The organism is Microbulbifer mixtoriginis (SeqCode) (assembly GCF_052466715.1).
Genome location: NZ_CP174288.1, coordinates 1807005 through 1830127 on the forward strand (window position 1 = coordinate 1807005; position 23123 = coordinate 1830127).

The 23123-nt window shown below is 41.6% G+C and carries 23 protein-coding genes and 1 pseudogene; 17 read left to right on the forward strand and 7 right to left on the reverse strand.

Features of this window, described 5'->3' with window-relative positions:
* Positions 1-195 precede the first annotated feature (195 nt).
* Both ACJJH9_RS08085 and ACJJH9_RS08090 read left to right on the forward strand, forming a co-directional pair.
* Positions 196-627, forward strand: coding sequence for a DUF1877 family protein (locus ACJJH9_RS08085; protein ID WP_444924893.1), 432 nt, complete (start codon positions 196-198; stop codon positions 625-627).
* 133 nt (positions 628-760) lie between these two features.
* A complete protein-coding gene (locus tag ACJJH9_RS08090) occupies positions 761-985 on the forward strand; it encodes a hypothetical protein (RefSeq protein ID WP_444924894.1) in 225 nt (74 codons plus the stop codon).
* A gap of 719 nt (positions 986-1704) precedes the next feature.
* Here the strand turns inward: ACJJH9_RS08090 and ACJJH9_RS08095 are convergent.
* Positions 1705-2127, reverse strand: a complete 423-nt coding sequence (locus ACJJH9_RS08095; RefSeq protein ID WP_444924895.1) for a PACE efflux transporter — start codon at positions 2125-2127, stop codon at positions 1705-1707.
* A 113-nt stretch (positions 2128-2240) separates the two neighbouring features.
* On the opposite strand from ACJJH9_RS08095, the gene ACJJH9_RS08100 reads away from it, so the two are divergent.
* The gene (locus ACJJH9_RS08100) at positions 2241-3146 is read left to right on the forward strand and encodes a LysR family transcriptional regulator (RefSeq protein WP_444924896.1); all 906 of its coding nucleotides are present in this window, start codon (positions 2241-2243) and stop codon (positions 3144-3146) included.
* On the opposite strand, the gene ACJJH9_RS08105 is transcribed toward ACJJH9_RS08100, so the two are convergent.
* The 3 genes from ACJJH9_RS08105 to ACJJH9_RS08115 all read right to left on the reverse strand — a co-directional run bounded on the left by ACJJH9_RS08105 (position 3141) and on the right by ACJJH9_RS08115 (position 6603).
* Positions 3141-4022, reverse strand: coding sequence for an SDR family oxidoreductase (locus ACJJH9_RS08105; protein ID WP_444924897.1), 882 nt, complete (start codon positions 4020-4022; stop codon positions 3141-3143). The genes ACJJH9_RS08100 and ACJJH9_RS08105 overlap by 6 nt on opposite strands.
* 677 nt (positions 4023-4699) lie before the next feature.
* Positions 4700-6070 carry an MmgE/PrpD family protein gene (locus ACJJH9_RS08110; protein WP_444924898.1) on the reverse strand — a complete coding sequence of 457 codons (1371 nt, stop codon included), beginning with the start codon at positions 6068-6070 and terminating at the stop codon, positions 4700-4702.
* Positions 6071-6171: 101 nt separating this feature from the next.
* A complete protein-coding gene (locus ACJJH9_RS08115) occupies positions 6172-6603 on the reverse strand; it encodes a winged helix-turn-helix transcriptional regulator (protein WP_444924899.1) in 432 nt (143 codons plus the stop codon).
* A 55-nt stretch (positions 6604-6658) separates the two neighbouring features.
* Between ACJJH9_RS08115 and ACJJH9_RS08120 the strand changes: the two genes are divergently transcribed.
* The 5 genes from ACJJH9_RS08120 to ACJJH9_RS08140 all read left to right on the forward strand — a co-directional run bounded on the left by ACJJH9_RS08120 (position 6659) and on the right by ACJJH9_RS08140 (position 10706).
* Positions 6659-6868, forward strand: a complete 210-nt coding sequence (locus ACJJH9_RS08120) for a GFA family protein (protein WP_444924900.1) — start codon at positions 6659-6661, stop codon at positions 6866-6868.
* On the forward strand, positions 6814-7068 hold the full coding sequence (locus ACJJH9_RS08125; protein WP_444925214.1) for a GFA family protein: 255 nt from the start codon (positions 6814-6816) through the stop codon (positions 7066-7068). Before ACJJH9_RS08120 ends, ACJJH9_RS08125 begins: the two co-directional genes overlap by 55 nt.
* Positions 7069-7253: 185 nt before the next feature.
* Entirely contained in the window at positions 7254-7853 is a 600-nt protein-coding gene (locus ACJJH9_RS08130) for a dihydrofolate reductase family protein (RefSeq protein WP_444924901.1), read from the forward strand.
* A 1249-nt stretch (positions 7854-9102) separates the two neighbouring features.
* Positions 9103-10269: an iron-containing alcohol dehydrogenase gene (locus ACJJH9_RS08135; protein ID WP_444924902.1), complete on the forward strand. Its 1167-nt coding sequence runs from the start codon at positions 9103-9105 to the stop codon at positions 10267-10269.
* On the forward strand, positions 10266-10706 hold the full coding sequence (locus ACJJH9_RS08140) for an acyl-CoA thioesterase (protein ID WP_444924903.1): 441 nt from the start codon (positions 10266-10268) through the stop codon (positions 10704-10706). The genes ACJJH9_RS08135 and ACJJH9_RS08140 overlap by 4 nt, the downstream gene beginning before the upstream one ends.
* A 344-nt stretch (positions 10707-11050) precedes the next feature.
* Here ACJJH9_RS08140 and ACJJH9_RS08145 read toward each other — a convergent pair.
* Positions 11051-11244 (reverse strand): annotated as a pseudogene (locus ACJJH9_RS08145) (carbon storage regulator).
* A 265-nt stretch (positions 11245-11509) separates the two neighbouring features.
* Between ACJJH9_RS08145 and ACJJH9_RS08150 the strand changes: the two are divergent.
* From ACJJH9_RS08150 to ACJJH9_RS08170, 5 genes are all read left to right on the forward strand, one after another.
* Positions 11510-11911, forward strand: coding sequence for a GFA family protein (locus tag ACJJH9_RS08150; RefSeq protein ID WP_444924904.1), 402 nt, complete (start codon positions 11510-11512; stop codon positions 11909-11911).
* A 269-nt stretch (positions 11912-12180) separates the two neighbouring features.
* Positions 12181-12615, forward strand: a complete 435-nt coding sequence (locus tag ACJJH9_RS08155) for a hypothetical protein (protein WP_444924905.1) — start codon at positions 12181-12183, stop codon at positions 12613-12615.
* Positions 12616-13308: 693 nt separating this feature from the next.
* Positions 13309-13797 carry a hypothetical protein gene (locus ACJJH9_RS08160; RefSeq protein WP_444922374.1) on the forward strand — a complete coding sequence of 163 codons (489 nt, stop codon included), beginning with the start codon at positions 13309-13311 and terminating at the stop codon, positions 13795-13797.
* The gene (locus tag ACJJH9_RS08165) at positions 13794-14084 is read left to right on the forward strand and encodes a hypothetical protein (RefSeq protein ID WP_299587158.1); all 291 of its coding nucleotides are present in this window, start codon (positions 13794-13796) and stop codon (positions 14082-14084) included. Before ACJJH9_RS08160 ends, ACJJH9_RS08165 begins: the two co-directional genes overlap by 4 nt.
* A gap of 345 nt (positions 14085-14429) precedes the next feature.
* A complete protein-coding gene (locus tag ACJJH9_RS08170; protein ID WP_444924906.1) occupies positions 14430-14705 on the forward strand; it encodes a hypothetical protein in 276 nt (91 codons plus the stop codon).
* Positions 14706-14870: 165 nt separating this feature from the next.
* Here ACJJH9_RS08170 and csrA read toward each other — a convergent pair whose 3' ends face one another.
* Complete coding sequence (gene csrA, locus ACJJH9_RS08175; protein WP_444924907.1) at positions 14871-15059, reverse strand: carbon storage regulator CsrA; 189 nt, start codon at positions 15057-15059, stop codon at positions 14871-14873.
* Positions 15060-16654: 1595 nt separating this feature from the next.
* On the opposite strand from csrA, the gene mads1 reads away from it, so the two are divergent.
* From mads1 to ACJJH9_RS08195, 4 genes are read left to right on the forward strand one after another with little or no spacing between them, the layout of a single operon-like run.
* Entirely contained in the window at positions 16655-16837 is a 183-nt protein-coding gene (gene mads1, locus ACJJH9_RS08180; protein WP_444924908.1) for a methylation-associated defense system helix-turn-helix domain-containing protein MAD1, read from the forward strand.
* A gap of 6 nt (positions 16838-16843) precedes the next feature.
* Positions 16844-19600 (forward strand): class I SAM-dependent DNA methyltransferase, encoded by a 2757-nt coding sequence (locus ACJJH9_RS08185; protein ID WP_444924909.1) that lies wholly within the window; start codon positions 16844-16846, stop codon positions 19598-19600.
* A gap of 2 nt (positions 19601-19602) precedes the next feature.
* On the forward strand, positions 19603-21654 hold the full coding sequence (locus ACJJH9_RS08190; RefSeq protein WP_444924910.1) for a DEAD/DEAH box helicase: 2052 nt from the start codon (positions 19603-19605) through the stop codon (positions 21652-21654).
* The gene (locus ACJJH9_RS08195) at positions 21647-22861 is read left to right on the forward strand and encodes a GIY-YIG nuclease family protein (RefSeq protein ID WP_444924911.1); all 1215 of its coding nucleotides are present in this window, start codon (positions 21647-21649) and stop codon (positions 22859-22861) included. The genes ACJJH9_RS08190 and ACJJH9_RS08195 overlap by 8 nt, the downstream gene beginning before the upstream one ends.
* Positions 22862-22873: 12 nt before the next feature.
* On the opposite strand, the gene ACJJH9_RS08200 is transcribed toward ACJJH9_RS08195, so the two are convergent.
* Positions 22874-23032 (reverse strand): hypothetical protein, encoded by a 159-nt coding sequence (locus ACJJH9_RS08200; protein WP_444924912.1) that lies wholly within the window; start codon positions 23030-23032, stop codon positions 22874-22876.
* Positions 23033-23123: the final 91 nt, after the last annotated feature.

The window sequence follows — 23123 nt, forward strand, 5'->3', positions numbered from 1 at the left end:
TGTTTAGACCAGCAGATCCTTGTTCAGGGTTCTATCAAAATCTTTCCCTAAATATGTATACCCGTTAAAGAAGGCTTCTTGATCCATTGTATATTTTTGTGTGATCAGGGTGATGAGCTTTGTAATTAGGGAGTAGCATGATATATAGATGTTAATTTTGAGTTAACAGATATGTGCCTTAGGTAAATTACGAGTATGGGTTTAAGAGCGACTCTTTATCAGATCACGAAGGAACAATATCGAGAGACCGGTCAAGGTAAGAGCTATGTAGATGGAATAGATGAGTCTGTTACGCCGCTATCACTTGATAGGTCTTGGGGCTGCATCAGTTATCTGATAACCCAAGATGAAAATGCATCATTTCTAAATACCGGCAGGCAATGTGAAGATGTGTGTGAACATTGTGAAGCTCACTCACCTGAAGCTATCAGTGAGCTTGCAATGTATTTAGACGAATGTGAGTCGTCAGCGATTATGCAGCGTTATGATTCACACACTTTGCGGCACTTAGGTGTATATGAAGCTGATTACCCCAAAATAGATATTAGTAACTACCTAGTTCAGTTTACCGATTTTGTTCGGTCCGCAAAAAACGTGGGTAACGGAATATTGGTGGTAATATGCTAGCAGAACACAACAAATTTATCTTAGTGTCTTTTGTTACTAAGCTTCATTTTTGGGTGGTCACGCCATAGTACCTCAAACTACATTTCATAACAAAAGGTCTATATAACCACGTCAAATGATCCATGGAGAGTAGATGAAATCATTCCTCATTAATCTAATCGGCTTAGTTGGATCGTGGTATTTGATTGATCTTGCTTCCAAGAAGCCGCTTAATTCTACTTTTGCCCCGTTTGTATTTGCAGCTTTTTTAATATCCAGTTTGCTATGGTTTATTGTGAGGTTTGGAGTGACTCAGCGCTCTGGCTTTGCTGGTGACTCCGGAGGTGGTGATTCTGGTGGCTTTAGTGGGGAGTGGTGATGGTGGTTGTTAAATCAATTAACAAGCCTATATTGTGCGTCGCTATCGAAGTCGGAGTGTTCAGCCACAGCAAATATGAACGTTATGTATCAATAGTAGAGAATTATGAGTACTCATAAATTTGTTTGTTATGAATGTTTGCAAGCACTCAAGTGAGATCTAACAGATAATTCAATGGTTTGTGTCCCTCATGTCGCGCTGAGTGCGTGTATCTTGGAATGAAAATACCCATTCTCCAAAATCCAAACCATAAAAAATGAGAAGAGCTTAGGGTTCAATTCCTGAGTATGATTTTTAAAAGGCGGGTGTACTCGACCTTCGGCGGGTCCATGCTTTGGTTATATTTTTAGGTGAATTGTGATAGAGGTAATAATTTCAAATTTTCGGTATTTTTTATATAAACCAAGTTATTTGCAATCCTTTGTACGTTTGCCATGTTTTGTAAATCAAACGGAAGTTATGCCAAGTATCAAGTCAATATATTTGTTCTCTTAATTCGGTTCGTGGTGGCAACTCTCCCTCTTGGGTGGATGTTGCTTTGGCTCAATTACTCTGAGTCTGGCAGAAATGGGGAGCCAGGATTATCATTATTTTTTTATTAACTGGTATAAAATATAACAAGAAAAGGAAAAATGACAGATAAATAGGCACTTGCTTTTGACGTAGTGTATTTTAATTGGTACCTACATCTAACCTAAAATAGACTGTGGAGCAGACCTTTAACGTTTGTGTGCAGTAACTCGAAACGAGCTATGCAGTCTATCGAACCAATAGTTGAATACATAGGTATATATCACGATGTAAATCACCATGACTATCTCAAGCATAAATGCTTCTAGGATAGTCAGATTAAAGCTCCAGGCGATTACTGGCAACGTCAGTACCAACATACCCCCCTCAAACAATAACGCATGTATGGCTCTAACGATAAATGTCTTTTCTGGGTTTTTACGTATATTCAATAAGTACCAGTCAAAGGCGTGATTGAAAATCATATTCCAGACCAACGCAAATAGTGATAGTCCAACAGCAATTGCGAGCGACTGGTGTACCTCCAAATCAAATATTGGAACCACTAGTAGGCCACCCGTGAGCAGCAGAAAAAACTCGTAGGAAATTGCTTGTACTAAACGATTCTTCAATGAATAAGTCATCAACCATACTCACTCTGCTTGAGAAAATGTGCTTGAATGATATATAGTTAAGTTAGATGGAAAAAGTTAGATACCATACGTTAAACAGATAGATTGAATGAATGGCAGTTTCTATTGAACAACTGGAAGCATTTGTAGCTACTGAGCAGGCTGGCTCGTTCTCAGCGGCTGCACGTAAATGTGGAAAGGCACAGTCGGTAATCAGCTCACTGGTATCGAACCTTGAGGTTGACTTGGGAGTCAATCTATTTGATCGAAGTCAACGATACCCGCGATTGACGGACGCTGGTGAGTCACTGCTGGAACGCGCACGGAATCTTATCGAGCAACGTGAGCGATTGATGGCGATCGCACAGGGGTTGTCTCTGGATGTCGAGGCCCGGTTGACGTTGGCTATTGCCCAGCATGTTCGTATTAAAAACCTGGGTGGACTCTTTCAAGAGTTTGAGACCAAATATCCGAATGTTCAAATTACGCTCAGAGCGGGAAGTGTTCAGGATGTACAGACCTGGGTTGAAGGGGATATAGCCCAACTCGGGATTATCACACAACTGGATGAAGTGCCCGCTGGATGCGATTTCAGAGCCCTGGGCCATCTGAAGCTTACAGGCATCGCCTGCGTTGATCACCCGATTGCGAGACTCACTGAAGTTACCTGGGAAGACCTGAAACAATACCGACAAATCTTATTGCAGGAGTTTGAGATATCCAGCCAAACTCGCTGGCTGGTGTCTCCCGACGTGTGGAGTGTGTCACGGGTTGATGATGCACTTGACCTTGTCGAGGCCAATTTGGGCTGGGCAGTATTACCACTACACGTGGTTGCGAAGGGGATAGCGGCGAAAAAACTGATACAGCTCCCCCTAGTGTTTGAGCAGGAAAAGGAGCTGTCACACGGCGTAGATATCATTTGGTCCAGTAAGCGGCCACTGGGCCCCGCCGCTACTGATCTGATGAAGCGGCTGAGCACAGAGGACGCAATACTGAATAAGGACCAGGCGCTATGAAGCGTTTGATAGTTCTCGTGCAAAATCAGTGATGGTTGCTTCCGGTTTGCCTAACACCTGCCAGGCTTTTTGACTTACCGGTTGCTCCTTAAGTTGTTCTACATAAGTCAGCATATGTTCCATGAATACTGCCTGCTCCTCGGGCAGTCCCATTTCTGCAATGGCCGCGATAGGGTAGACGGCAATTTCTGTTCCTGGAGAATATGCCTCAACAAACGTTCTGGCCGCCTCTGGTAAAGACATACCTTCTGTACCCTGAACTGAAAAACTCTGGTTGTAGGCCATCTCATTCCCGATAGCATTACCGATCATCTCTGCCAGATCTGTTGTGTTGGTGTAGTAGATAGGGTGGACATGATCGCCGATGATAGAAAATTGACCGTTCTCTATAAATGTGGGGAAAGAGTCCAGGAAGAACGAGCAGAAGAAGAAGGTAAAATCCATACCCGAACTTTTAATGGCCTCTATCCCTGGCTTACGGATTACATTGGTCTTGTATTCAAGCCCCTTGTCCGCAAACTCTGGGTGGAGATAATCAATACCAGCAATCTGCATAATGTGCTGCACACCAGTGACCTTTGCAGCCTCCACGATATTAATCACACCTTCACGCTCACTATGAAAGGGTAAGGTCGGGTCGAGTGACGTGGTATTCAGGGTGATATAAAGTGTTTTGGTATCAACCAGTGCAGACACCAGGCTTTCTTTATCCGATACATCTGCTTCGACAAGCTGGATACCCTCTGGAAGGATAGTTCGAGCGCTAACCGCGTCCCTTACGAGCGCAGTTACCTGGACACCTTTAGCGTCTAGTTTTCGTGCTACCTGACGACCTAAATGGCCTGTGGCACCAATAATCGTAATAGTTTTCTGCATGATTCAACCTTTAAAGCAATGAATGGGATAGACCGTACTTTGCCCAAGTTCTAAAAAATCCTACAGTTATGTACCATCTATCAAACAGATACTACGGAAGTTTTCACTGCATAAACGTATCTAAGCGACCGACACGTTGTAGGGCGTAATTGACTTAAAGTGGGCCATGACTGACGATTCTTCAGTCTAATTACTGAAATATCGTCTGCATCAAATTTGTAGTTTGTGATATCGACGACTGATCATATGATCATCTAATTTAGGTGGCGGGTGTCATCGGGTATTGGTATTCAGTTTAGTTTGCTAATCCATTTATTATTAATGTGTAGCAAGTATTCCAAGTGTAAGAAAAAACGTGACACTTAGTGCAGTGCCAAATGAGATCCAAGAAATGAGCTTGTGCTATGAATCTACTAGCACGTTTCACAACACCGAAGGAGTTAGGGTTTAGATTGTTATCTAATCCATTTTTTAAATGGCCGCCAACTATAATTGATCATTACTTATAGATATTATAATAAAGTAAAAAGATAATCTTGCTGACACTAGGTTTTTAATCATCTAGCCTATATGCGATAGATCAATGCCGATTTCATGGTCATTGATAGCGGGACCACGGAAAATAGCTGCATCAAAATAGTAATTGCCAAGGAGTGCAATTCTATTATCTTTTTATTTTATAAGGCTATTAGCTTTGTTAAATCTATGATTTTTTCAAAAGATTTTATTTTGCTGCATTCTTTGAATATATTATTACACTTGTTGGCTTCGGGAGTGGGGAATATGTTAAAAAATTTATTCTTTACTTCTTCAAGTGATAAAGGATTGTTGGCTGAGCCTTTAAAGTCAATAACTTCCTTGTCATAGCAGCTTCCATCAAGTAGTACAACTTTAACGTTGGCGCCAAAACAATTGTCCGTATAATCTGGATTTTGATACAAATAAATAGAGTCCATGATAGATAATATTTTTTCATCTTTAAATAATTTTTCATCATACTTTATGGAGGTAGGAGAGCCGCAAGTGAAAGTAAGAGCTACAACATAGTATATAGATAGTTGGGCGCTTAGTGAGTCAGTTATGTTTTTGTTAGAGCAGTGATCGATTGTAAACTTGCTAACTCCAATTTTTATACTACGTATAGAGTTAACATTTATAGGGTGTGCATTAATCAGGTATTCCACTGCTTCTACAGCACCATGAAGAGCGTTGCAACAGTTGTATTTCTTTATTGCTGTTTCCATGAGCAAAAATTTCTGCCCAAGATGATTTAATATGATATTAAAATTTCGCTCCTTGCTAAAATTGCAAATTCCATGTTTTCCTTCGATGACTGTATGAGGCGCTGTTATATTTATGGAGGCATAATACGCAGATTCAATACCAGCGCCAACTGCTACTGAACATAACATCCTCTTAACACTACCACCATGATCAGCCCACTCCTGTACCCCTCCACTATAAGAAGCGGCAATACAAAATGCATTTAGAAGCTGTTCCTCATTTAATCTCATGAGCAAACCAGCAGTAATGGAGCTCGCCAATGGCCCGACAACTGTAGGGTTGTAAAAGCCATAAAAATTGTCATCCCTGAATGCAGTTCCGAGGCGAACAAAAATCTCCAGCCCAATGCAGTAGCTATAGAATACATCAGCGCCACTAGCATTATATTCTTCACCTATAGCTAGGGCTGTTGATAGAATAATGGTGGAAGGGTGAACGATAGCAATCATTGATGTCTCATCAAACTCAGTTTGATTTGCTAGGATGGAATTTATTTTTGCGGAAATTACTGCGAAAGATTTTTTGTTGAAGCCAATTATAGAGGCTTTATTTGAGTTTTGAATTAATTTCTTTCTCTCGTATAAAGATATGATATCTTTGGGTATGTTAAATGTTGAGCCTGCCAGCATTAGCCCTATACTATTAAGTAATAATTTCAATGTGTGAGACTCTACTTCTTTTGGAAAATCTCTATCTGTATATTTTTTAATTGAGAAATTAACAAGCTCCTCTGAAATTTTACAATCTAAGTCTTCTGGATTCATAACATAACCCCTTTTAATGTTAAGAGTAAAAAGTAAATTGCTACCAATGGTTATCTAACTGGGTGAGATGAAGTCAAATATCATTTGGTATCATCAGCCTTTCAGCCTGGCGAGGACCTGCTGCAATACCACTGCTCAGACTCAAAGGCTGGGGCTAGGTTCCCATGAACCGCTTTAGGGGGAACCCATGAGCCTTCAAAGTATGTATTACTCCATTTGGCAAGTTCCTGAAGGATTGGCAAGACGTCCTTGCCTTTTTGTGTTAGCAAGTACTTATATCGCTTAGGTTTTGACTGATATTGTTCTTTTACCAACATTTCCTCTGTTTCTAGCATCTTTAATCTCTCTACTAGTCTATTTGTTGGTATTTTCTCAGGTGAATCAGCAAGTTCGTTATAGGTTTCTTTACTACATAGTAAGTCTCTTAGAATAACTAGCGCCCATTTATCGCCAAATACATCCAGTCCATTCAAGATAGGGCAATCGGAACGGATAAGTTGATCGTCAGGGCTCGTACACGCACACTTATACATAAAAAATGAAATGGTAGACTAGTGACTACAATTTCGTAAGTAATGGTAGAAATTCATGCCCAAAATATCCGGAGAGTGTTTGTACCGTTTTATTAGTTATAATTGCTCCGAAGAGCCTATAGTGGCGGGGCTCTGTCAATGTACTGATTGTCAGAAAGTTAGTGGGGCTGGAAACATTGCCGATATTGCTGCTCCTCACGGAATTCAATCATCAGCGGTGATCTTGCGTTTCATGAGAAGCAGGCGGATAGTAGAAATACAGTAAGGAGGGTTTTTTGTCCTCGCTGTGGTTCGCATAATTATGCAGAAAACCGTGGTATATCGTGGTTAGAATTTGTCCATGCCGGAAGTCTTCATGATTTGGAGCAATTCAACCCTACGATGATCGTATATGAAAGTAGCGGTGAACCTTGGGATTATATGGACCCAGATTTACAAAAGATTGAAAAAGTGCCAAAGATGTGATTGTAGCCACTGGGGCCAGAGGCCTACAAGACAGTTCGAGCTATGTCTAGTGGGTGCTTATTATATTCCTGCTTGTTTGAGATTGTTATTAAGCGACGTTTTATACAACGTTTGAAGATTTGTATTTCTACGAGTAAGTCTGCATAAGATGTCATAAATGAATTACCCCACGAGAGAATCAGCCAATGAGAAATTTAGCCCTATTGATATTTCAAACTCTTGACGGTGTAATGCAAGCACCCAGTATGCCCGAGGAAGATTTTTCAGGCGGCTTCCGTCATGGAGGTTGGGCAAAGGATTGTTGGAATGATGTTATGGAACAAGTTATAAAGGAGGCAATGTCGGAACAGTATGACCTGCTATTAGGCCGTAATACATATAATTTATTTGCCTCAAATTTTGCCAGTGCTGAACCTGATAATCCAGTAGCAGACAAACTAAATATGGCAAAAAAATATGTGGTGACATCAGGTACTGATAACCTAGCATGGAATAATTCCTTCAAACTAAAGGGCTCTAATGCAGCTGTAGAGGTCGCAAAAATTAAAGAAATAGATGGGCCCCTGTTACAGGTTCACGGTAGTTGGCAATTAGTGCAGTTACTTCTTAAGCATAACTTGGTAGATGAGCTTAGACTTTGGACCTTTCCAGTAGTTGTTGGCGAAGGAAAACGCTTATTTGAAAATGGTGAAATTTGGTCGAAATACAAACTTATAAAATTTGCGACGTGTCCTTCAGGAGCCTTTATGCACTTCTATCAACCATTAGATTGCAGTGCAGTATGAAATTATACTTCGATAGACACTCACTCGTATGGTCTCTGATGCAAGGCAATATATTTCTTTTAGTATTGAGTAATTTTCGCGGTTAACGCAAAAGAAAATCCACAGAGTGACCAGTGATGCAAATGGCACTCGACAAGATTAAAGAGCATATTGAGCTATTTGCAAACCAGACACAAAATGATGGTTTAATCGACGATGAAAATTTTAGGTAGAATACTTCATAGCATATCTCATCTGAATAGATTGTTGAATTGCAGAAATCAGATTGGTTAAATCGATCAAGATTTACACAGTGAGTTGTCTGAAACCCCAATCGACTTCATCCCTTTAGGTTAAAAGGCATAACCGGTCAATACATCAGCCGGTAAACAATGCAGTTACTGACTTAGGTGTTTGTGCGATATCTGTATCTTACAGTCTAATACAGTTTTATCTTCTATAGACAAGACTCAGCTGGAGTTTCCTTCCTTAAAGAGTTTGTTCTTAACACACGTCCAGTGTCTACTTCTTGTTCTTTTTTACGCTCACAATTTGCTAATTTTGCAGGATCGTCTTTCGGCTCTGTGTACTTCAATATATCGTTTGAAAAGCGCCTTTGGTCTGAGCTCCCCAATGGTGGAGCAGCGCGAAGGAGAAGAAAGTCAGGTATAAACCTCGGTTAACGGCCTAGTCTATATGGCATTGAAGCCTTGGATCTATCGCTGGCCTGTGCCCAACCTCGTGCGTCATTATCAGATACGTTGAGCGCGGGCTCACACCGGGTGAGGGGCTGGGGAGAGGTTTAGCTGCCAAATAATCGTGACACGTCAGAGAATCTTATAAATCTCATATCTCTGCTTGGGGTAATATTTCTAGAATAAACGAAAGACCGTTACTATAAGGGGTGCTACTGGAGCAAAAATAAAGAATATGGGCATCTTGCAGCACATTTTGAATACATCTCTGTAGACTTGCAGTCGGGAGTTTGCGTTATAAGGCTTTGCATGGGGCCTATTCAGCCAAACCAGCTATTCACTAAGCCCAATAATACGATCAGTATCAACGTGCATCTTTATTTCGCAATACTATTGAGTAACCCTTTAATCGGCGCATCTACACTGGTGACTTGGTGATTAATTTATCGTAGTCTTGACTGACAACTGATTAGCACCAAATTCACTCTGAGCTAATCAGAAGTTCCCCAGGATTTGAAATGGAACTATTGCCAAACGAAACTGTGACACATAATAATTAAGGCGGTGACAATCCTATGTTAAGTTTTGAATTTAATACTACAAAATCGATTATAAACGGCCCTGGCGGGTTAAATAAAATTAGTGAGATATGTGACCAACTAAATATAACTAAGTTGTTAGTGGTCACTGATCAAGGTATTGTAAATTGTGGTTTGGTTGAGAAACTGAAGGAGCAATTACATAGTAAATTCGCGACCATTATCTTTGATGGAGTTAGTGCTGATCCTAAAGAGCAGATCGTATTGTCGGCAGTAGCCTTAGCAAAGCAGTATAATGTTGATGGTGTAATTGGATTTGGTGGTGGCAGTTCAATGGATACCGCTAAAGTTGTTGCTGTAATGATGGATTCTCACCAACCTCTAGAACAGCTATATGGGCTTGAACGAGTTCAAGGAGGTCGCGTACCTTTGGTTTTAATACCTACCACTGCTGGCACAGGTTCAGAAGTAACACCCATCGCGGTTTTAACAACAGGGGAAACCACCAAGGATGGCATCGTCGCTAAACAATTATTACCAGATGTTGCCTTATTAGATGCACAATTAACTCTAGGGTTACCAGCTCATGTGACTGCTGCAACTGGCATTGATGCTATGGTGCATGCCATAGAGGCATATACGTCTAAGCATAAAAAAAATGCCTATTCAGATATGCTAGCTAAGCAAGCGTTGTTATTGCTATCAAGAAATATAGAACAGGCCACACATCATGGCGAGGACATAGAAGCAAGACAAAATATGTTATTGGGTGCCTGCCTTGCAGGTCAGGCTTTCGCCAATGCACCAGTTGCCGCTGTACATGCTCTAGCTTACCCATTAGGGGGACATTTTCATGTACCTCATGGATTAGGTAACTCGTTAGTATTACCACATGTAATGCGCTTTAATCAGAGTGATACAGCCAAGCTCTATAGTGAATTGGCGCCATATATTTGTGAACACATAAATACGTCTCAATCAGATCAAAAAGTGTGTTCTGATCTCATTGCCTTTATTGAGCGGCTAATTGAACGATTAAAATTACCCCGGACCTTAAAGCAATTAGATATTGGCGAGCACCATTTAGAGATGCTCGCCACTGATGCAATGCTACAAACTCGCTTATTAATCAATAATCCGAAACCGCTGTCTCATGATGATGCACTCTTGATTTATCAGGCTGCTTATGAGGAGGCTTTGTGAGTAAGCAGGCTGTGTTACGTACAGATTATTTTTATTTTGAAGAGTTAACTACCAGATGGATGGATAATGATGTGTATGGGCATGTAAATAATGTAGTTTACTATTCCTATTTTGACACCATTGTGAACAGCTTTTTGATTAATAAGGCTGAATTAGATATTAAAACCAGTGAGAACATTGGTTACATAGTCAAATCTGATTGTAATTATTTGGCCGGTATTTCTTACCCTGAAAAAATCCTTGGTGCTTTTAGGGTTAATAGAATAGGCAATTCTTCGGTGGAATATGGTGTTGCGATTTTTAAAGAAAATCAAGAAAATGCATGTGCGCATGGCTCTATGACGCATGTCTTTGTTAATCGCCATACCGAACAGCCGACAAAAATTTCTGGTCAATTGCTCAAGGCATTACAAAGTGCATCATTTGGTGCTGGTTAACTTTTTAGTCGATAGGGTTGAGGTTATACTTTTTAATTGGTTGGCGTCCAGGATTACTCTTTACGTTGATGACCTATTTTCGTTCAGCCGGTTATTAAGATGAATGGGAAAAGGTAACTGATAAAAATAGAGTATACAGATTGCAGTAACGCTCACTATTTATTGAACTCAGTTGATCGTCCCAGCTAGTGTTGGTTTTTCACTTATAGAGGGGGCTGCTTTCTGATACATATGAAGGTAACTATAGAGCTGCGACTTGGCTATCTTTGAGATAGTGTGCCCTCAGAGATACCACTATGAGGATAATGGGGAGGAGGTTTGGATGGGGCCTCTCCATCGTGAATCTACTCCCACAGCCTTTCAGTGCCTATTTTTTGTTTTACTTTGATACGCGTATAGATCTTTTCACGATAGGCGGGAAGAGATTTAGGGGCGCGGATGCTATCTTTACTTGATTGACTTTCACTACCAGTACAGTGACCGAGACATTTGTTCCAATTCTTAGGTTTTCGCCTATTCGGCGCTTTAGGATCAACATGTTTTCTTCCTATCGATACTCAAGCCTTGGGTGAGTATTCCTTGGTAGGGAAACTTTGTAAGTGATGATTGTTGGAAGAGTGGTGTGGGGCGCTGGAGTGGTGAGCGCAGAATAGAAATAGGCTACCAAGCTTAGAGAATAGCTTCCAGCTGATGACTTTTTATATTATCAGGTTGACGAGCTTTGGAATTATTTTGGAATTATAGAGAAGCGTGATATATAGATGTTGCTTTTGAATTAATTGTTAGGCGCATAGGAGATACAATTGACTGAAATAGCGAATGGTTCCTGTAACTGCGGATCAGTAAATTTCAGAATCCATATGATTCCAGACGAAGTATATATATGTCATTGCTCCATTTGTCGTAAGGCTACAGGCGGGGGCGGAATAGCCGTAACGGTGATTCCTAATGAAAGTTTTGAGTGGGTTTCTGGTCAAGACCATATAAAAACATGGATGAAGCCAAATCATGATTGGCAAACAAGTTTTTGCTTAGAATGTGGATCATCCTTACCCGGGAAGAACGATGAAAAGGCTACCTATGTTCCTGTTAGCTTACTTGATACCGGCTTTGAAAGGCTGAAAGTAAAGCAGCATTTATTTTTGGATTCAAAAGCAGTTTGGGAAGAAATTTGTGAAAAATGTTGCACCCAACAAGGTGGTTAGGTTTATTTCGAGGACTGTGTAGAACGTTCAGAGAAGCCTGCGGTAACACTACTCTTTCCTCAAAAGATATAGAGCGTGGAAACTACAGATATATAGAGATACTGCTCTATTTCTTTCTTTGAACACTTGTATCAACTAAAGATGATATCTTGACCCTCTGTATCGTCGGGCTGATGGGCTTTGGATTTATAGAAAAGCGTGATATATAGGTGATGCTTTTGAACTAACTATTGTGTCCTTTACGATTCAGAAATAAAAGGGAATTATTCATGAACAAACTGGGTACCTTTACTCTTTTTCTAATGCTCGGCATTTCTGTTTGTGCTGGGGCGAAAACTACTACTTCAATTAATCTTGAAAATGTAGTTAAGGCTGTAAATGAAGCACAAAATAAAGCAATGCTTGCGACTGCATCTATCAATGATTTGGATAAGTTGTTTGACATGTATACAGATGACTTTGTCTATGTACATAAAGTTTATGGTGGAACCTACACAAGAAAAGAGCTCTACGGCAATGCCGCTAAATATATTACTACCAAACACTACAAGCTTACTGAAGGTAGGTATAAAATTTTGAGGGTTTTACCTGGATTTGGTGCCGCAGCTGTAGAGAGGCTTGAGGTTGCTAGCGGGAATATTCATTTGTCAGTTTTTGAGTTTGAAGGTAATAAGATTTCTAAGATTATTGAGTATTGGGAATGATGGTGAACCTGTTGCTATCCTCAATGTAACGAGTCGTTCAAGGGGAGGAATATTACTACTCACCGGTTGTGCTGATCATTACGCACCCATTTTCATAAAAAAGGTGAATAGCATTTCCACCCCTGATTTCTGGATTAGTGCGAGAGTCGGAACTCGATATATCGGGCTGACTATGAAGGCTTGATCTCTATATAGAATTCGGATGCGGTCTACTTCCTTTGAAAATTTGTCCATAAGCCCTCCATTGTCTACTTTTTGTCCTCATTCAATGCACACATAGATCTCTTTTCGATGTGCGAGGAGGGATTTAGGGGTGTGAATGCATATCTTTACTTGATTGTTTGTCTCCTTCGGCACTATGGGGGGATACATTCGTACCAATTCTTAAGTTTTCGCTGGTTCGGTACTATAGGGTTAACATGTTTGTTTCCTATTGATACTCAAGCTATGGGTGGGCATTCCTTAGTGGCGAAGATTGGTAAGTGATGTCTGTATAAGAATGGAGAGCGCGGCAACGGTGGGGACAGAATAGGAATATGCAGCGCTAGATTCCTATAAGTAGCAGCCCCCATGGTGTTTTGTTTGACTCTCCTCTTCAGCCAGTACCTCTAGCGGTTTATACTTCTAACTTAGTGGGCGTACAGGGTTACACCTACTAGTGATGTTAAATTCAAAGGAGTGTTCAAGTAGATAATGGAACAATTTAAGATACTCACGGATTTGAGAGACTATATTAAGAAGCTCGCGGAGAATGAAGGAACAGTTTTTGGACGCCCGATACCTGAAGGTGCGAGCCCTGTATTTTATCGGCAGCAAGATGTTCCAAAGGGAAGAGAGCTAATACAAGGTATACAAGTTTGTGATTATTGCTTTAGTCCATGTAAGGCATGGGTGATTCCTCATAATCAGATGGGGCTCAGTTTTTCAGCGAACTGGCAGCACCTAAAGTCAATATATAAGCTGAAAGCATCTAAAAACCCTGGGAAAAATGTCGACGTATTTTGGGTTTTGGAGAAGTCAGATTTGCCGCCTGATCTGAAATTTGTGCAAGATCAGAAAGATAATAGACACTACTTTCTAACCATTACAAGGAGAATGACGGTTTCTCAACTAGTCCAAAAGCTCCAGATGGTTGCTGATCGTATGAGTGTAATAAGAGATGGTACGAAGGTGATAGGATGATTAATTATAAGTTGCCCGAGGAGAAAGAGTTTCTTTTGCATTATGCAGAGTTACTCAATGATAAAAAAAGCCTTGAGATTATCAATTCGGGATCTTTGGCTAATAAAGAAGAGGCCATTCACTTCGCTGAGTTTTTCTGGAGAACTGTTAGCGAGTCTAACAAGCAAGATGAAAAACAAGGTGAGAGCAGTGAATATATCCTTGAGAAAATCATCATTACGTTGATGGCCTATTTTCGTTCAGCCGGTTATGAAGATGAATGGGAAGAGGTAACTGATAAAAATTAGTGTAAAAAGATTGCAGCAATGCTAACTATGTCTTGAACTCAGCTGATCCTCCTAATTAGTGTTGATTTTTCAGTTATAGAGGGTGGGGGCTGCTTTTTGATACATGTGAAGGTAACTGTAGGACAGCGACATTGTCTATCTTTGAAATAGTGTGCCCTCAGATATACCACTATGACGATGAAAAAGGGTAGGAGGTTTGGGTGGGGCTGCCTCCATTGTGAATCTGCTCCCACCGCCTTTCATTACCTACTTTTTGTTCTCTTTTGATAGACATAATAGTATCGCTCCAACAGCAAATATGCCCCTCGATGAATTCAAGGGGCTACTTTCAAAACTGGCATTGAAATGTCAGAAGGTATTCAAAAAGCAGATTGCGTTATGAAACATATAAAAGAAATGAACTCATCACTATGTGATTGGGAAGCCCGGATAATACTTGAAGCAATAACTCATGAAGCTGAGCGTTTAAAGTCTATTTGTGAAACATCTGAAGATGAGGATGAAGTGGCAGATGCCGGGAATGACTATCTAGAAGTTTTTGGCCTCAAGGAACGTTTAGAAAATCAAGCAATAGAAGTTTTTGGTCAACAAATTACCAATTTTAGTAGGGAGCCACTTTAGCTCTAACAAGTTATTGTGCTGATGTGTTGCCCTCAATGTTGCTTATCCGAGCAAGCATTAGCAAAACTCAATCCTAACTATTTGGTTACGGCTCAGCAAAGAGCTAGATTTGTTAACTAAAGGAAGGAGGATCGTCTGGAGTCTCCTTCCTTGGAGAACCTTCCCTCAACACCTTCCATTGCTTACTTTTCGTTCTCTCTCGATACGCACATAGATCTCTTCACGATGGATGGGGAGGGATTTGGGGGCGCGGATGCCCATCTTTACTTGATTTCCCTTCACTTCCAACACTGTGATCGAGACATTCGTTCCAATTCTTAGGTTTTCGCCTGTTCGGCGCTTTAGGATCAACATGTTTTCTTCCTACCGATACTCAAACTGTGGGTGGGCATTCCTTGGTGGGGAAGCTTTGTCAGTGATACTTGGTGGAAGAGTGGGGTGGGGCGCGGGGGCGGTGGGCGGAGAATAGGAAAAGGCGGGCGCTAGGCTCCCAGAGCTTGAGGAATCGCTCCAAGCTGCTGATTGTGCTCCACTTTATTGAAGACGAGCGGGTTTCTAGCGTAGTATGCATACAGCCATCTTGATACTCGGTTTATCAATTTGGTTAGCTGGCCCCTGGTGTTGCAGCACCTTGGGTCAGCGCCTTCTCTCTACTCTTAATTCACCTTGTGGTTCTCTTGTTGATAGTGTGGACGCTTCAGAAATTTGAGGATCTTGGTAGAGGGCAGCGACCGTAGAAATTTGCTTGATTACAACCCGCCATGCAGATAGATATCTGTTAATTTTACTCAGCCGTGACACTGAATAAAACTTAATATATTCCAATAAGAAAATTTATGCGCCTATATTTCTCTAATCTTCTGTGCTGAAAGGCTGTTTTCCTTAATTGCTCATTGTGCTCCCGTATTTGGTGCTGGTTAACGCTTTAGTAGATAGGGTTGGGATTATATTTTGTAATTGATGGGTGCCCAGTATCGGTCTTTATGCTGATGGCCTATTTTCGTTCAGCCGGCTATGAAGATGAATGGGAAAAGGTAACTGATAAAAGTTAGTGTAAACAGATTGCAGCAACGCTAGCTATATAGTGAACTCAGCTGATCATTCCAACTAGTGTTGATTTTTTACTTATAGAGTCTGAGAAGCTGCATTCTGATTCGTGTGGAGATAGTGTGCTCTCAAAGATGCCACTATGACGATAAAAAAGGGGAGGGGGTTTAGGTAGGGCTCCTTTCATTGTGAATCCACTCTAACCGTTTCTACTGTCCACTTTTTGTTCGTTTTCGATCCTTTTATGGATCTCCTTTCGATGGGAAAGAGGGGGTTGGGGAGTGGCCATGGTGGAGCGGAATAGGGAAGTGTGAGGGCTAGTGGCCTAAGCTGAAATTCCACTGTAACTTATTGAATTTAAATAGTTTCCTGAATTCGATGTCAGTCTTATCATTTGGCTACTACTGCCTTGCCCGCCTCGCTATTTTGTGCGCTATTTTGTGCGCTATTTTGTGGGTGTCCAGAATTGCACTTAATGAGCTATCGAATAACCAGCAACCGGTGGGGCAGTTTAGGCTCTTGCGAATGGCGTTCAACTTTCTCGCCGGCGCGGTCCAGGCTGGTGGAGGATAGCCCCAATTGTTTCAGGCGCAGTTGCCGTTGCCATAGGGGGCGCCGGGCTTCCAGCTTGCTAGGTGTTCAGTCGTTAACGTTGGTCTCGGCATGTTTGTGCCAGCGCCGCTCTATTTGGTGGGTGTCCAGAGTTGTTTCTTCTAGATGCCCAACAGCCCGTGAACATGGAGCTTTCGCGCTCCTTGGTACTATCGACCAATCGTTCGCCGATTGAGTGCGTCCAGTGGAGGCGACCAAACCGTTTTGTTCAGTCACGACATCATTGTCATTGTGGATTCCCCGATTTTCCCTTATTCTCCCCTTTTTTATCTTTGCGATTCATACATGCTATGAGCGATCAAATATTGACCTTGAAAGAGGTGGCAGAGTATTTAAAGCTCGCTGAGAAGACAGCTTATAAGTTAGCTGCCGCCGGTAAACTTCCGGGTTTCAAGGTCGGTGGAAGTTGGCGCTTCAAAAGAGAAGATATTGAATACTGGATAGAAGAGCAGAAGAACTTGAGTAAAGGGTAGGCACCTTTGAATGCAGTAGAAATAGAAGAAGCAATATCACTTTTAGCCGAGCAAGAATTTGATTCGGATAACTTTCCCTATGCCTTTTTAGAAGCATTTGGCAATAAACCTGCCACCATTAAACGCCTGAAAAGCGGTAATACAAACTCTTCCGATATTGAAGGCGGTGTTTTACAGCGTAACAACATTCACTTGGCTGTTTGCGAACAAGGCAGTGTATCCGACACCTTGGCACTTCTTAAAAAAAGTCCCGCGACTAAGAAAGGTAAGGTCAAGTTTGTTCTAGCAACCGATGGTATTGATTTTGAAGCAGAAGACATAACCTCAGATGAGCCACCTGTTGTATGCGCTTACGAGGAGTTTCCAGATCACTTTGGGTACTTTTTGTCGTTAGCCGGAATCACAACCGTAAAGCAAATTCGTGAAAGCTCTTTTGATATCAAGGCGACTGGGCGTTTAAATCGTCTTTATATTGAGTTATTGAAAGACAACCCTGAATGGGGAACAGAAGAGCGTCGTCATGATATGAATCACTTCATGGCACGTTTGATTTTTTGTTTTTTTGCCGAGGACACAGACATCTTTCATGGTGAAGGACTGTTTACCCTGACCATCGAGCAAATGAGCGAGCGAGATTCATCCAACACCCACAAAGTCATGAGTGAGATATTTCGCGCGATGGATACGGCGATTGAACATCGAGCAAAAGCCGGGTTGCCACGATGGGCAGACACATTCCCATATGTAAACGGCGGTCTTTTCTCTGGCAATACTGATGTGCCATGTTTTAGCAAGATTGCCCGTTCCTATTTAATACATATTGGTAATTTAGATTGGACGAAAATCAACCCTGATATTTTTGGTTCAATGATCCAAGCAGTAACGGATGAAGAGGAGCGTGGTGCACTCGGCCTGCATTACACTTCTGTACCGAATATTCTTAAAGTCTTGAACCCGCTTTTTCTTGACGATCTGCGAACAAAGCTCGAAGAAGCTGGAAGCAGCCCACAAAAGCTCCTCAACCTTCGTAAGCGAATGGCAAAAATTCGTGTGTTTGACCCAGCTTGTGGTTCGGGAAATTTCCTAGTTATTTCCTACAAGGAAATGCGTGCAATTGAAGCTGAAATTAATTTGCGTCGCGGTGAAACAGATAGAAAGACAGATATTCCGCTAACAAACTTTCGTGGCATTGAGCTTCGTGACTTTCCAGCAGAAATTGCACGCCTCGCTCTCATCATTGCAGAATACCAATGTGACGTGCTCTATAGAGGCCAACAAGAAGCGCTTGCTGAACTTCTACCTCTCAATAAGATGAATTGGATTATCTGTGGTAATGCACTTCGCCTGGATTGGCTCAGTATCTGCCCACCTACTGGAACTGGCGTAAAACTTCAGAGCGACGACTTATTCAGTACGCCCCTAAATCAAGTCGAGATAGATTTTGAGAATGAGGGGGGGGAAACATACATTTGTGGAAATCCACCATTTAAGGGAGCAAGAAAACAATCGGCAGATCAAAAGGCAGACCTTTGTGAACTCTTTTTTGGAGGAAATGATTACAAGGATTGTGACTATGTATCGGGTTGGTACATTAAAGGCGCTAAATTTTTGCGATCCACAAAGTCAACTCTTGCATTTGTATCAACTAGCTCTATTTGTGAGGGGGAGCAAGTACAGCATGTTTGGAGTCGCGTATTCGATAATGAAGTTAGAATAATTTTCGCTCATAGATCATTTGCGTGGAGGAATAATGCAAGTAACAATGCGATGGTTACTTGTGTAATTGTGGGGATGGGGACTAACGAATCACCTGTAAAAGGAGTTTTTAGTAACGATGTTTTTAAGGCTTGTTCCTCGATATCGCCCTACTTGGTACCCGGAGAATCTCATTTCGTTGCAGCGTCAAAGGTACCGATATCTCCCGAGTTACCGCCAATCGTGTCTGGAAGTATGCCTCGTGATGGTGGACACTTGATACTAAGTACTACCGAAAAAGAGCTGTTACTAGGTGACTATCCAAAAGCAAGGAAATTCGTCAAGCAATTTTTAGGTTCAAGTGAATTAACAACAGGAAAATTGCGGTGGTGCCTATGGATTGACGATAATGATTTAGATGAAGCTCTATCAATTCCGCCAATCAAGGAACGAGTAGCGAACGTTGAGATGTTTCGACTTTCTTCTAGTGCGAAGACCACAAGAGCATATGCGAAAATACCTCATAAATTTGCGCAGAGATCTCATTGCAACGCGGTAGCTATTCCGGTTGCAAAAACTAGCTCGGAAAGGAGGGAGTATCTTCCTGCAACCATATCAAATGATGATTGTGTTGTATCTGACGCCGCATTTGCTATTTATCAATCAGATAGCTGGAATTTTTCCATTGTTGCATCTCGCCTTCACCTAATATGGGTGGCCACAGTCTGTGGCAGGTTAAAGACAGATTTTAGATATTCAAAAACTTTAGGCTGGAATACCTTTCCTCTATCTAAGATGACAACGAAAAATAAAGAGGATTTAGCTCGTTGCGCCCAAGATATAATGTTAGCGCGAGAGTCACACTTTCCTGCAGCTATCGCCGATCTTTACGACCCCGACAAGATGCCAGACGATTTGCGCAGAGCGCATGAACGCAACGACGAAGTGCTAGAGCGCATTTATATTGGCCGTCGCTTTAAAAATGATACAGAGCGCCTAGAAAAACTCTTTGATCTTTATTTTAAAATGACCAAAACAACGGTAAAGTCTCAGAAAAAGGTTTCTTAAAAATGGCGGAGAACAAATCTATACCCTCTGTAACAGTAAATTATGCGCGCAATGGCAGCTCCAAAAAATCCAATGAATTGGGTATGCGAGTCATGCAGGAGCGCGCCTACGAAAAACGTGGCGAGCAGTACCTACTCATTAAATCTCCGCCCGCATCTGGTAAAAGTCGTGCTTTGATGTTTGTTGCCTTAGACAAACTTAATAATCAAAGAATTAAAAAGGCAATAATCGTTGTGCCCGAAAAATCGATTGGTGCAAGCTTTAATGATGAACCACTTTCTCAATATGGCTTTTACTGGGATTGGGAACTTACGCCGAAATGGAATCTATGCAACGCGCCCGGCGAAGATGGCGGAAAGGTTAATTCGGTGAAGGCTTTTATCGATAGTGATGATTCAGTCTTAGTCTGTACTCATGCGACCTTCCGTTTCGCCGTAGATCGGTATGGCGTGCCTGCGTTTGATAATTGTTTGATTGCAGTTGATGAATTCCACCATGTCAGTGCGAACCCTGACAACAAGCTCGGCATGCATTTAGGTGAGTTTATTGCGCGAGATAAAGTACATATCGTCGCCATGACTGGTTCCTACTTTAGAGGTGACGCCGAGGCGGTGTTGTCACCCGAAGATGAATCTCGATTCGAAACCGTCACTTATACCTATTACGAGCAACTAAATGGGTATGAGTATCTAAAAACATTGGACATCGGTTATTACTTTTATTCAAGCGGTGACTATACCAATGAGATAAGGGATGTTCTTATTCCTTCTGAGAAAACAATTATTCATATCCCAAATGTTAATTCTCGTGAAAGTACCAAGCAAAAAATAAAAGAAGTCGAAAATATCTTTGCAGCCTTGGGGGAATGGGAAGGCATTGATGAAGATACAGGCTTTCAATTAATTCGCTCCAAAACAGGAAAGTTACTCAAAGTTGCTGATTTGGTTGATGATGATGCGAAACGAGAGAAAGTATCAGCAGCGTTAAAACGACCAGAAGCCAAAACAGACCGAGATTTTGTGGATGTTATTATTGCATTAGGAATGGCGAAAGAAGGCTTCGATTGGGTTTGGTGTGAGCACGCCTTAACTGTTGGGTATCGATCAAGCCTTACTGAAATAATCCAAATTATCGGGCGTGCAACCCGCGATGCAGAAGGTAAAACTCGCTCGCGCTTCACCAATTTGATAGCAGAGCCGGATGCTGCCGAAGATGCAGTCACTGACGCAGTGAACGATACGCTAAAGGCAATTGCTGCCAGCTTATTGATGGAACAGGTGTTAACTCCCAAATTCAATTTTACGCCGAAAACCCCGACCAGCGGCCCACAAGAAGGGTTTGATTACGGCGAGCAAGGCTATGACCCCAATGGCAATAATGTTGGATTTAATGGTGAAACAGGGCAATTCCAAATTGAGATTAATGGCTTAGTTGAACCTAAAAGTGACGGCGCAAAACGAATCTGCCAAGAGGACTTAAACGAAGTTATTACTGCTTTTGTTCAAGACAAAAACGCGCTTGAAAGAGGATTGTTTGATGAAGAAGTCGTCCCCGAAGAGCTAACCCAAATCCGCATGGGTAAAATCGTTAAAGACAAATATCCAGAGCTGGATGACGACGACCAAGAAGCCGTTCGTCAACATGCGATTGCCGCGTTAAATTTGACACAACAAGCAAAAGAAATCGCTAACCAAAATGGGAGTGGTGAAACTTCCGCAAATACGGCCTTTGTTGATGGGGTAAGGCGGTTTGCTATGGATGTTCGTGAATTAGATATTGATCTGATTGATCGCATTAACCCATTTAGTGAAGCGTATGCCATCTTAGCAAAAGCGATGAATGAAGAAAGCTTAAAACAAGTTAAGGCCGTGATTAACGCTAAAAAAATTAAATTGACCGAAGAGGAAGCGCGCGAATTAGCTATAAGAGCGGTTCAATTCAAGCGTGAACGTGGACGCTTACCCGATATCACATCGGCAGACCCTTGGGAGCGTAGAATGGCAGAAGGTATTGCCTTCCTTCAAAGAAAAGTCATGGAGGAATCTAATGGCTGATAGTACTAATAAAGGTAAGTCTAATCGGGAACTATTAGCAGAACTTGGTGTAGACGCTAAACCGGAAAAGAAAGCTGCCAGAACACCCAAAGAAGAGCGAATAATTGCTGGCTTTGAAGAAATTCAACGATTTGTCGATGAGCACGGTCATGTACCAGAGCATGGCGAAAACAAAGATATTTTTGAGCGCCTATATGCCACGAGGCTAGATCAAATTAGAAAGCAGGAGGAATGCCTAACCCTTATTGAGGAAATGGATCATCAGGGCATATTAACTGGAGCTATGAAAATTTCAGAACCGCCTGCTGAATACAATACAGATGAGGAGCTTTTAGCAGAGCTAGGGATTGAAGCACCGAAGGAAGGAGATATTACCTATCTCAAGCACGTTAAGTCTCAAGCAGATAAGAAAGCAGCGGAAGAAATTGCAAACCGCACTCCGTGCGATGACTTCGAGAACTTCAAACCATTATTTGACAAAATTCAAAGTGACTTAAAGCATGGTGTGGTTGAAGCAAAACTGCTTAAAGATCAAAAAGATCGTGACTACATGGCAAAAATCCAGCAAGGAGATTGGTTCATCGTTAGCGGACAAAAAGCCTATGTCGCAGAATTAAGCGAAGAGCGTATCCATGGCTTTGATAAAAACGATTACCGTTTACGTGTAATCTATGACAACGGAACAGAGAGTGATTTACTCCTGCGCTCTTTACAAAAAGCACTCTACGAAGATGAGGCAGGCCGAAGAATCGTTTCACTATCTGCCGGGCCACTTTTTGATGATGTGGCGGAAGAGGAAGATTTGGCGAGTGGCACGATTTACGTGCTTAGCAGTAAATCAAACCATCCTCTTATAGAGCAAAACCGGAATGTCATTCATAAGATTGGAATTACCGGAGGAAAGGTAGAGCAGCGTATTGCTAATGCTAAGCTTGAACCTACCTACCTGATGGCAGATGTTGAAATTGTGGCAACATATAATCTGGCAAATGTTAATCGGAGCAAGCTAGAAAAAATTATCCATCGATTTTTCGAGGCTGTTAAGTTAGATATTGAAATCAATGATCGCTTTGGAAATCCCGTTGTGCCTAGAGAGTGGTTTTTAGTTCCTCTGTTCGTGATTGATGAGGTTGTTGAAAAAATCAAAGATGGATCAATCACTAATTACACCTATGACAAGGAAAATGCACGCCTCATTGAGGTGTAATGGCTCGGTAAATTATTTCTTAATCTTGAACTTGTTCTTGGTTTTTTGAACAGTCATAAAGCCTTTCATTTTGGCTTCTTTCGGATCAGCTTCACCCGGCATAGGCTCGGTTTGCTTTTCTTGTTTAGTAAGGGGCTTAAAGCGAGCAAATTTGTTTACTTTTATACTCAATCTCTAACTGTCCAATGGGTGTATTTTGTGCGAGCAACTCCCCTTGCCATTTTATAAAAAGTGCAGGTACCAGACCTGCACTATGCCTAGC

Bases quoted from the DNA above. Each gene is read 5' to 3' on its own strand.
- ACJJH9_RS08120 (WP_444924900.1), top strand. From the start codon at position 6,659: ATGCCCAAAATATCCGGAGAGTGTTTGTACCGTTTTATTAGTTATAAT.
- ACJJH9_RS08165 (WP_299587158.1), top strand. From the start codon at position 13,794: ATGATTAATTATAAGTTGCCCGAGGAGAAAGAGTTTCTTTTGCATTAT.
- ACJJH9_RS08160 (WP_444922374.1), top strand. From the start codon at position 13,309: ATGGAACAATTTAAGATACTCACGGATTTGAGAGACTATATTAAGAAG.
- ACJJH9_RS08100 (WP_444924896.1), top strand. From the start codon at position 2,241: ATGGCAGTTTCTATTGAACAACTGGAAGCATTTGTAGCTACTGAGCAG.
- ACJJH9_RS08190 (WP_444924910.1), top strand. From the start codon at position 19,603: ATGGCGGAGAACAAATCTATACCCTCTGTAACAGTAAATTATGCGCGC.
- ACJJH9_RS08090 (WP_444924894.1), top strand. From the start codon at position 761: ATGAAATCATTCCTCATTAATCTAATCGGCTTAGTTGGATCGTGGTAT.
- ACJJH9_RS08135 (WP_444924902.1), top strand. From the start codon at position 9,103: ATGTTAAGTTTTGAATTTAATACTACAAAATCGATTATAAACGGCCCT.
- ACJJH9_RS08105 (WP_444924897.1), bottom strand. From the start codon at position 4,022: ATGCAGAAAACTATTACGATTATTGGTGCCACAGGCCATTTAGGTCGT.
- ACJJH9_RS08110 (WP_444924898.1), bottom strand. From the start codon at position 6,070: ATGAATCCAGAAGACTTAGATTGTAAAATTTCAGAGGAGCTTGTTAAT.
- ACJJH9_RS08195 (WP_444924911.1), top strand. From the start codon at position 21,647: ATGGCTGATAGTACTAATAAAGGTAAGTCTAATCGGGAACTATTAGCA.
- csrA (WP_444924907.1), bottom strand. From the start codon at position 15,059: ATGTTGATCCTAAAGCGCCGAACAGGCGAAAACCTAAGAATTGGAACG.
- ACJJH9_RS08155 (WP_444924905.1), top strand. From the start codon at position 12,181: ATGAACAAACTGGGTACCTTTACTCTTTTTCTAATGCTCGGCATTTCT.
- mads1 (WP_444924908.1), top strand. From the start codon at position 16,655: ATGAGCGATCAAATATTGACCTTGAAAGAGGTGGCAGAGTATTTAAAG.
- ACJJH9_RS08085 (WP_444924893.1), top strand. From the start codon at position 196: ATGGGTTTAAGAGCGACTCTTTATCAGATCACGAAGGAACAATATCGA.
- ACJJH9_RS08170 (WP_444924906.1), top strand. From the start codon at position 14,430: ATGTCAGAAGGTATTCAAAAAGCAGATTGCGTTATGAAACATATAAAA.
- ACJJH9_RS08130 (WP_444924901.1), top strand. From the start codon at position 7,254: ATGAGAAATTTAGCCCTATTGATATTTCAAACTCTTGACGGTGTAATG.
- ACJJH9_RS08115 (WP_444924899.1), bottom strand. From the start codon at position 6,603: ATGTATAAGTGTGCGTGTACGAGCCCTGACGATCAACTTATCCGTTCC.